The 10,538-nt window shown below is 34.6% G+C and carries 6 protein-coding genes; all 6 read left to right on the plus strand.

Features of this window, described 5'->3' with window-relative positions:
• The first annotated feature begins 1 nt into the window (after position 1).
• On the plus strand, positions 2 to 1,444 hold the full coding sequence (locus HPY57_12570) for a hypothetical protein (GenBank protein NPV12612.1): 1,443 nt from the start codon (positions 2 to 4) through the stop codon (positions 1,442 to 1,444).
• 19 nt (positions 1,445 to 1,463) lie between these two features.
• Positions 1,464 to 4,457 (plus strand): hypothetical protein, encoded by a 2,994-nt coding sequence (locus tag HPY57_12575; protein NPV12613.1) that lies wholly within the window; start codon positions 1,464 to 1,466, stop codon positions 4,455 to 4,457.
• Entirely contained in the window at positions 4,454 to 4,765 is a 312-nt protein-coding gene (locus HPY57_12580) for a T9SS type A sorting domain-containing protein (GenBank protein NPV12614.1), read from the plus strand. The genes HPY57_12575 and HPY57_12580 overlap by 4 nt, the downstream gene beginning before the upstream one ends.
• Before the next feature lie 118 nt (positions 4,766 to 4,883).
• Entirely contained in the window at positions 4,884 to 6,629 is a 1,746-nt protein-coding gene (locus HPY57_12585; GenBank protein ID NPV12615.1) for a M20/M25/M40 family metallo-hydrolase, read from the plus strand.
• A complete protein-coding gene (locus tag HPY57_12590; protein ID NPV12616.1) occupies positions 6,626 to 9,415 on the plus strand; it encodes an insulinase family protein in 2,790 nt (929 codons plus the stop codon). Before HPY57_12585 ends, HPY57_12590 begins: the two co-directional genes overlap by 4 nt.
• A 571-nt stretch (positions 9,416 to 9,986) precedes the next feature.
• On the plus strand, positions 9,987 to 10,538 hold a 552-nt coding region (locus HPY57_12595; GenBank protein ID NPV12617.1), incomplete at its 3' end, for a hypothetical protein.

The raw sequence follows: 10,538 nt of genomic DNA on the forward strand, positions 1-10,538 counted from the left end.
AATGAAAAGATTATTAATTCTGTTTATAGTTTTTGCAACACAAGTTGCATTTACTCAAAACGAGAGAATTGCAGCACTTGGAAATCCAACAATTGCATTGAAAGACTTTGACCTCGATTTGAATCTTTATGATTTTGGAAATAACTATGCCTGGTTAATCGAAGATCACACATTTGATGTTTTGTATATCAGACCTAAAATTAATTTTCAGTCCGGAGATTATCGCAGATTTTATGATGCTGAGAAAAATTCGATTTATTCACTTTCATTTGATGGAACAAAAATCTTGAAAGATGGTGCATTCCGTGGTTATGTAATTTATGAAATTGAAAATCGGAAAAATGTTAATCGAGCATTGAGTCGGTACCCTTACAATGGTATCCCATTTAGAATGACCGATACAACAACTGGCGATTTTCTTTATAATGGACCTCGAGTTGGATTTCAATATAGTTTCATTCCATTGAAAAATTTTTATCTCGGCTTTGATTTGAATTATCAAATAGTTGATGGATTAAAAAATATTTACAGCAGAGCAAAATCACTTTGGCGCAATATAGATGGGAGCATTAATCTGGCTTACAAATTTTCTAATGACTTTGTTGTAGGCGGAAAATTAACCATGCTCGATAACAAAGAATCAATTGAAGCAAAAAGTGAAGATCTTTTTGATGCAGAAATCTTTAATTATCGTGGTGATACTTTTGCTTTTAGAAGAAGAAGTCAAACAGTTGAACAGACTTACCGAGAAAAATTGAATAGATACGATCTTGCAGCAATCATTTCACCATTAGAGAATTTAAACATTGGCTTAAAAGGAAATTACCTGAATTCAAATCTTAAAACTCAGTTCCCCTATGGAACATTGAAAGAATATGAAGAAGGTCATACAGTATTTGAAGATTATGGAACAGCATTGAAAGTTCATTATTCTCCAATTAGAAATTTATTATTTGGTTTTGAAGGAGGTTTTGATAACTATTCAAGTTGGTCTCGAGTCTCAGAAACTGCTTTAATGATTTGGAAGTGGAATATTCAGACTATTTCAATTGGAAGCGGCATTTCTTATAAGTTTAATTCATTTCCTCTTATTTCAATTTTTGAAATTAAATCTGGAATAGTGAAATCAGATTCATCGAAATACATTGACAATTATTTTTCAAATTATAAGGAGCCTTTTTATTCATTGACTTTTGGATTTGAGTTTGAGATTCTAACGAAAGCTTTTCTAAGAGCTGGATATAGTTTTAATAAACTCGGATTTGATGTTGTTAGAGGCAGCAAAGATGTGAAATCTAATTCTATCTCAGCAGGTTTTGGACTTTATAATTTTAATTCATTGCAAATAGATTTTTATATTTCATATTCAATTCAATCAAATTCTATTTCACAAAAGAATAAATTTTTGAATTCACAACTAAACTTAAAAATCTTTAATTACTAAAAAATTGAGGAGAGCGGCTATGAGAAAAAATTTACTTTATCTAAGTCTGGTATTTTTAATCTTTTTCTCCAATTCTTATACTCAATGGAGAAACGCATTAACCTCGACATATCCGAGCGGAACAACTTTCAGAAGTTTTTATTTTGTTGATCAGAATGTTGGCTGGGTTGTTGGCTCAGATGGTATCATACTTAAAACTACAGACGGCGGTGATAACTGGGTCGAACAAACTAGCGGAGTTACGGTTACTCTTTATACTATTACTGGTTTAAATCAAAATTTCCTTCTCGCTGGAGGTGGTTCAAGAACATTATTAAAATCAACGGACGGCGGATTTACCTGGACCGCAATTACTCTTGATGTAATTCCCGAACCAACAGGTTCAATTGTGAAGATTAAAGCTTTTAACCAGAATTTAATATATGTGCTTGCTTCTTATTCTACTACTGTTGGAAGAATCTTTAAAACAACAGATGGTGGGAATACATGGACTCAGCTTTTTGCAAGCACAACAAACAATTTAAATGATTTTGATTTTGCTAGTCCAACTGTTGGAGTTGCGGTAGGAAGAAGTGTTGGAACTCTTTATTACACAACAGATGGTAACACTTGGACATTGGCTCCCACTCCATCGCTCGGTGGCTTTAACTATACTCGTTCTGATGTTCGTGCTGTTAAAATGCTTGATGTTAATACAGCTGTAGCAGTCGGCTGGGGATCTTTTGCAGCTGGGTTGCAGCCGAGCATTCATCTCAAAACGACAAATGGTGGTGCAAACTGGACTTATATGACTCAACTTGAACAAAACCGAAGCTATGACAATCTTTACAATATCTGGTTCAAAGATGGAAATAATGGGCTTGCAATAGGTGGTGCAACTCGTGGAAGTGTAATTGAAAGAACAACAGACGGTGGAGTTAATTGGGTACCAATTGCAGCTCCGTTTGGACCAACACTTTATGGTATTTATGGGATTGGAGATAAAGTCTGGATTGGCGGCAGTGATGGCTTAATTGCTTACACAACAGATTTTGGAAATACCTGGAAAAAAATTACGCCAATACCAGCTGCAACCATTTATGATATGTGTTTTGCAGGAACAAGCAGCGGCTTTGCTGCAGGTTATGATGGAACATTCTTAAAAACAAATGACAACGGACAAACCTGGACAGCATCTTATATTTTTGCAAACAATGTTGCTCCAAATGTAAATGGAATTCAATTCCTAAATGATAATGTTGGATATGCCGCACACAGTTATCGCTTGGTTTCGAAGACAACAAATGGTGGAAACAGCTGGTTTGCTGTATTGCCCGATAGCTTAATAACGACTGGACATAATTATGGTCTATTCTTCTTGAATGAAAATTTAGGTTGGGTTTGTGGTCAATACACTACCAGTAATGGAGTGATTCATAAAACGACAGATGGCGGTCAAACCTGGACGACTTATCAAAATGTTGCTGCTAAGGCTCTTAGAGCAATAGCATTTAAAGATGAAAATAATGGAGTTGCCGTCGGTGCTTCTGTCACAGCTCTTTATACAACAAATGGTGGGACTACCTGGCAAACTGCAACTGTAAATGGAATGACTACAGGCGACTTGAGAGATGTGGTCTACCTTAGTCCAACAAGATTAATTGCCTGTGGTACAAATGCAATTCTCAAAAGTGATGATGGCGGCTTAACTTGGAATGCCGTACCTGTAACAGTTCCAAATTTACTTTATGCTCTTACTTTCAAAGATGCGATGAATGGTTATGCAGTAGGAACAAATGGACTTGTTTATCAAACAACTGATGGCGGTGATAATTGGACACAAATAACAGATCCGCTGTTCACCTCAACATTTTATGCTGCTGCAACCGATCAAAATGGAAATCCCTGGTTTGGTTCATTAGGCAGCAATCTATATACATATTCTGCTCAAGCTCAGGTCACATTCAATATCAACATGCGTGTAGCAATTCGGAAAGGTAAATTCACTCCATCGAGTGATTTGGTTGTAATTCGCGGCAGTTTCAACGGATGGGGTGGAAATGATGATCAATTAAGCGATCCAGATGGTGACTCAGTCTACTCAATTACAAAGACATTCAATGTTGGTGATAATCTTGAATTCAAGTTTGTCATTGTAAGAGGTGGACAGGATTTCTGGGAAGATCAAATTCCAAACAGAACTTACACAGTTCAGGCAGGAACAAATGTTTATGATGGCGGCTACTTCAATAATGACAGTGTGTATGTTCCACAATTTCCAATTCAGTTTACCTTCTCCTGCAATATGGAATTAGAGCGATTAAGCGGAAGATTTAATCCAGCCACAGACACAGTTTCCGTAAATGGAACATTCAATGGCTGGACATCGAAGGCATGGATACTTACACCAAATCCATTAAATCCAGATTTGTATGAAGGAACCTGGACAATTAATGCAGGAGTAGGTGAGAGCATTGAATTTAAGTTCTGGTATACACCGAATAACTGGGAAAGCCGACCAAACAGAGTATATACATTTACACAGGATGATATCAATGCAGGAGCGGTGTTTTACAGTGGTTCATTTAACGATGCAAGCTTGGCGACTGTATTAAATCAGCCTGCAACGATTAAGTTTACAGTTAATACCAATGGAGCGATATCGATAATCAATGGACAGCCATTCCCAGTAGTTAATACAGTACACATAGCAGGAAGTGCATTGCCATTGCAATGGCCACAGGGTGGATGGCCCAATAGTGATTCGACAGTAATGATAAGATTGTATGATGATGGGACAAATGGAGATTTGGTAGCAGGCGATAAGATATTCTCGAGAGATATTACATTCCCGCAATACACAATATTGAGAGTTGAGTACAAATATTCAATCAACTTTGGAGATGCTGCAAATAATGGTGGAGGAAATGATAATGAAGCTGGCTTTGCACAAAATCACATTTTGAATATGACGAGATTTATGACAGGAGCGACAACGGTTATACATTTGGAAGGATGGGAGATTCATATTTGACAAACATTACAGGAGTTAATGATCAGTCAGTTACAAAGCCGACGACATATTCATTATCACAGAACTATCCAAATCCATTCAACCCATCGACAACTATCAACTTTGCCTTGCCGAAAGAAAGCATTGTTACACTGAAAGTTTATAATATGATTGGTCAGGAAATTATGACTTTAATAAACGGCGAGAAAATTAACGCTGGTTATCATTCGGTTAAAGTGGATGGTTCTAAACTTACAAGCGGAGTTTATATTTATAAATTAACCGCTGGTGATTTTGTTTCTGTTAAGAAAATGGTTCTGATGAAGTAATTTTTTAAAAAGGCACCGATGTGTGACCGGGTCGGTGCCTTTTATTTTGTTCTTAAATAATTTGCTCTGAGAGAATATTAAATCAAAACCTTAGTTATAATGAAGGAAAGATCTTTTTATGAAATTATTACGCGCATTTTTTGTTTTAATTAGTTTATCCTTTTTTGTTTTTGCTCAACCCTCAGTACAGCTGCAAACAGCTTTATCAACAATCAAGCAAAATGAAATCTATGAGAATCTGAGATTTTTAGCTTCTGATAGTTTGAAGGGTAGAGCTGCTGGTTCAGATGAAAATAATATTGCTGCTCAATTTATTGCAAAAAAATTTATCGATTATGGCTTGAAACCTGCGGGAAACTTTTCCTCTTTATATCGAACTCGATTGAAATCAAATAAGTCAGATGAGATGATGCCCGAAGAATATTATCAGAAATTTAGTTTCATAAAGTCAAAGCTTTCGGAAAATAATTCTTTGAAAATATGCAAATCGAGTTCTGTCGCAGATGTTGAAGTTTCGTTTTCATACAAAAAAGATTTTGTTATTCAAATAAGCAATCTATTTAATGATATTTACTTGAAAGCGCCTGTTGTTTTCGCGGGTTACGGAATTGATAAAGGTGAAAACAACTATAGTGATTATACCGATGAAAAAGGTAAACCAGTCGATGTAAAGAATAAGATAGTTCTAATTGTTGATGGATTTCCACAGGAAAATAATCCTGAAAGTTCGTTTTCAAAATCTAAGAATGCTCTCTATCGAAATCCATTGAGAAAAATGGAAGCTGCACAAAAGCTCGGTGCAGTTGCAGTTTTAGTTGTAAACTCACCATTGAAAAATGAACCTCCGTTTAACATAAAATATGAACAAAGAATCAATGCTTATGAAAACCCATCCTTTCATTTACCAGTTCAAATGAGTAATTCAATTCCAATAGTTTTTATAAGCGAAAATGTATGTTATGAAATCTTTAAAGACGCTGGAATAAGTTTGAAAGACTTATTACAAAAAATCGAGAAAAATTTAAAAGGAAATGCATTTGAATTTCCGACTATCAAAGTAGAATTAAGAATTAATTTCGTTAAGGAAATCATAAACTCTCAAAATGTTGTGGGCATAATTGAAGGAACTGACGAAAAACTTAAAGATGAATTTATTGTAATTGGGGCACATTATGATCATGTTGGTCTTGGTTATTATGGAGCAATGAATAAAGCTGATACTGGCAAGATTCACAATGGTGCCGATGATAATGCTTCAGGTACATCTACATTGATTGAACTCGCTGAAGCTTTTTCTGTTAATAAACCAAAGCGAAGTTTACTTTTCATAGCGTTTAGCGGTGAAGAGAATGGACTGCTTGGTTCAAGATTTTATGTAAGTTATCAGCCTTTAATCCCTCTTGATAAAATTATTGCAATGTTCAATTTCGATATGGTTGGAAGAAATGAACCTGAACTTCTCTGGATTGGAGGGGCATTTTACAGTGATGATCTAAGAAAGATAATTGAAAAAGCAAATTCTGAAGTGGGATTTGAATTGTTGTACAATGTGGGACTTCTAAATTTTGCGAGCGATCAGGCTCCATTTTTGAAAAAAGAAATTCCCTCAGCTTTTTTCTTCAGTGGTTTACACGATGATTATCATACTCCTCAGGATGACTATGATAAAATCAATTACGAAAAACTTGCCCGAGTAGCTAAACTTGGATTCTTGTCTATTGAGGCCATTGCAAATTCTGACTTCAAACCACAATACAAAGAACTTTCAATCGAAGAAAGAAAACTGCTTGTCGAAACATCAATGCAAAAACAAAAGAAATATCGAACAACTAAAAATCCAGATCTGGAGGAAATTGAAAAATGAAAAAAATTCAAATTCTTGTATTAATCGTTTTGATTACTTCGAATTTTGTTCTTTCTCAAAAAGTGAAATATGAAGAAGGAAAAGTTTATCGTCACCAACTTGACAATGGGTTAGTTGTGTTGACGATGGAACGACACCTTGCCCCGTACATTTATCATCAACTGACTTATCGAGTTGGTTCGAGAAACGAACGATTGGGAATTACCGGGATCAGTCATGTCGTAGAGCATATGATGTTCAAAGGCACAGAAAAATATCCTAAAGGTGTTGCATCAAAAACTATTTCAAAGAATGGTGGAGTGTTCAATGCCTTTACAATGAATGATATGACAAGTTATTACGAATATCTTCCTAAAAATAAAATTGAACTTGCAATGGATATCGAATCTGATAGAATGATGAACTGCATTTTCGATCCAGATGAATTTAAATCAGAGATTGAGGTTATTATTCAAGAGAGAAGGATGCGAACAGAAAGCACATCAAATGGAATTGCTCACGAGATGATGAATGCAATTGCTTATGATAGTCATCCAAATCGTGATCCTGTTATTGGCTGGCCTACGGATTTGAAGAGTATGACAAGGGATGATGCTTATACTTATTACAAAACTTTCTACACTCCAAATAATGCATTCCTTGTGCTTGTTGGTGATTTCGAAACTGAAAAAATTCTTGAGCTTGTCAAAAAATATTATGGAAAAATTCCGAAAGGTCCTGAGGTTCCAGAATTAAAAGTTGGCGAACAAAATCAAATCGTCCGAAAAACATTTACTCTCTATCACAATGACATAACTCAGCCAACTTTAAGAATGGCTTTTCATGTTCCAAATTATGAACATCCCGATGCGGCAGCTTTGAAACTTGTACAAAGAATTTTTACAGCAAAAGCAAGAAGTGCTCGTCTTTACAATCGACTTGTGGAAAAAGAAAAGGTCGCTACTGCAGCTGCAGGTGGATTTGGGTTTACAAAAGATCCAACCTTGTATCAAATTTCAGTTGTACTCAAACCAGAAGCTAATGTTGATAGTGTTGAAAAAATTGTCTGGGAAGAAATTAAAAAGCTGCAGGATTCGCTTGTAACAGAAAGAGAATTACAAAAAGCGAAAAACCGATTCAGATTTGATGAATTAACTACTTACACAAAAAATGCAGATATAGGATCGAGGATTAGTTTGTATGAGAATTATGTTAATTATGAATTCATTGATACATTCAGCAATAGAGTTAAAGCAGTTACCCGTGAAGACATTCAAAGAGTAATGAAAATATATTTCAATCCTGAGCAGGTCACAGTTGCTTATCTTTATCCAAAAGGTCCAGTGAAAAGGCAGGCAGAAAAGAGCGAAGAAGAAAATGAAGAAAATAGTAACGAAGAGAAATTTGAACTTTATGATGGCAAATTCTATTTCAAATTGCCAGAAGAAATTTTTGAATTGATGACCCAAGTTGAAGAAGAAGATTACAAAGATATTCTCAGACCAATGCCTATTGCTCCACTTATAAAAACATCAAAGCTTAAAAATGGAATTACAGTTTACACAATAGAAAATCATCTAACGCCATCGATTTACATTGGAGGAGTAATCCAACCAGGATATATTGAAGAAGCTGTCGGCAAAAATAAACCAGGTATTGTCGATTTGCTAAGTGATGTAATTAATCGTGGACCAAAAAATATGACTTATGATGAGTTTATTGAAAAAGCTTCGTTTGTTCCTTTTCAATTTAGCGTTCAAGGAAATTATAGAAGAATATATTTCCAGGGTTATTGCTTGAAAGAAAATCTCAATGAAATGATGACTACAGGACTTGATATATTGAAATCGCCTCGCTTTGATGAAAAAGAAATTGAAGAACTACGCAGTCGTCATTTGATTCAAGCTAAAAATCGATATAAACGAACAAGCGTTAGAGCTTTCTATTATATGTTCGATAAAATATTCAAAGATCATCCATACTCTCAGTACTTAAGCACGGAAGAGTCGCTGAATAAAATTACTCGTCAGGATTTGATTGATTTATGGGATAAATATTTTCAGCCCAAGTTAATGTCAATTGTAATTCTTGGAGATTTTTCTCACAAGGAAATGCAAAAGATTGCTGAAAAATATTTTTCTGATTTCAAATCCAAAAAGGCTTTGTCGGATTACAAGGTTATGCCAAAAGTTAAACCGCTTGAGGGAAAAGAAATTAAAGTCTTTACAGAAAAAGATTATACTCAATGCACAATTAATATTGGTTTTTCTCCTTTCAATGATATTCCTGCTGAAGAAGAAGATGCGGTTAATGTTTTGAATTACATTCTTGCATCGAGTGCATTAACATCAAGGATTGGAGTTAATCTTCGCGATAAACAGGGTTTAATCTACGGAATTAAAAGCGAACTTTGGTCAACAACAGATGGAATTGGATATTGGAAATTTAATACAAAAACAGCTCCACAGAATGTTGATAAAGTCATTAAAGGAATTTTCTCTGAAATAAAAAATCTAATTGAGAATGGTGTAACCGACGAAGAATTAAAAAACGCAAAGATTAGACTTTTGAGCTTACTTCCGCTTTATGTCGAAACTCCCGATGATATTGGAAGCCGAGTATTTGAATTAATTCAAGATAGGAAGCCACTTGATTATTTTGATAAAAAAGCTGATCGAATTATGAAAGTCACAAAAGAAGATGTGATAAGATTGGCTAAAAAATATTTCACTCTTGATCGTTTTATAATTGTAATTGATGGACCAATTGAGCAGAAAGATGTTGATGGTTTGTTAGAGCAATTATGAAATTTATTTTGAAGTACAGAATTAAAAAGGATGGGTTCTCCCATCCTTTTTTGTTTTGAGATAAAAATCTTTAAATGATTTGTAATTCGAAATTTCTTCTTCGATGAATGCAAATTATAGTTGTAAATACCAGCTTATTACGAAGTCAGTCTTGGAATAACATTTTATTTTTCTTCAATCTGAGCCAGTCGAAGCTGAAGGAATTAAGTTAACATTCCATAATGTTACCCTTCGACAAATGCTCAGGATGACAATTCTTTGTCAGGCTGAGCTTGTCGAAGCTGAAGAAATTAAATTATGTGGTGATTAACATCACCATCTTAAAAAATCTCAGAATTAAATTCATTTCTCTAATAATAACAAAAAAAACTTAAGCTGGAAAAAACAAATTAATTTTAGTCTGATCTTTTATTCCAGCCTAAAAATCTTTTTGAAAATGAATCCCTCATCTTTAAGAGTTTTTCTGAAGATAATATTAATTCTTTAATTTTTAATAGATGCTTGAACTTTAAAATTAACTTATTTAGATTAAAACAGAATTTATAAAGATAGAAAACTGGAGGAAATAACAATGAAAAGACTAAAAGCTTTTTCTATGTTTTTATTTCTCTCCTTTACTATATTTCCAATCCTTTCTTTCTCACAAAATCCCGAATGGATTAATTTCACAGCTAGTAATTTTGTTTATGCAATTGCACTTGAAGGTGATTATGTCTGGGTTGGAAAATGGGGAGGAGGACTTGTAAGAATTGACAAGAGAACGGGGAATATGACTTTTTACACCAAGGCTTCAGGTTTGCCAAATAATAATGTTCGTGCAATAGCCATAGATGGACAAGGTAACAAATGGATTGGGACAGATGGAGGAGGAGTTGCAAAGTTTGATGGAGTAAATTGGACTGTTTATAAAACAGGTAATTCAGGTTTGCCAGATAATCGGGTTCGTGAAATAGCCATAGATGGACAGGGTAACAAGTGGATTGGGACAGAGGGAGTAGGACTTGCAAAGTTTGATGGAGTAAATTGGACGGTTTATAAAAGATCAAATTCAGGTTTGCCAGATAATTATGTTGAATCAATAGCCATAGATGGACAAGGTAACAAATGGATTGGGACATATGGA

It is taken from the genome of Ignavibacteria bacterium, assembly GCA_013177855.1.
Lineage (GTDB): Bacteria > Bacteroidota > Ignavibacteria > Ch128b > Ch128b > Ch128b.

What these genes read in the sequence shown, in the direction of transcription:
- HPY57_12570 (NPV12612.1), top strand. Translation starts at nt 2, where the DNA reads ATGAAAAGATTATTAATTCTGTTTATAGTTTTTGCAACACAAGTTGCA.
- HPY57_12575 (NPV12613.1), top strand. Translation starts at nt 1,464, where the DNA reads ATGAGAAAAAATTTACTTTATCTAAGTCTGGTATTTTTAATCTTTTTC.
- HPY57_12585 (NPV12615.1), top strand. Translation starts at nt 4,884, where the DNA reads ATGAAATTATTACGCGCATTTTTTGTTTTAATTAGTTTATCCTTTTTT.
- HPY57_12590 (NPV12616.1), top strand. Translation starts at nt 6,626, where the DNA reads ATGAAAAAAATTCAAATTCTTGTATTAATCGTTTTGATTACTTCGAAT.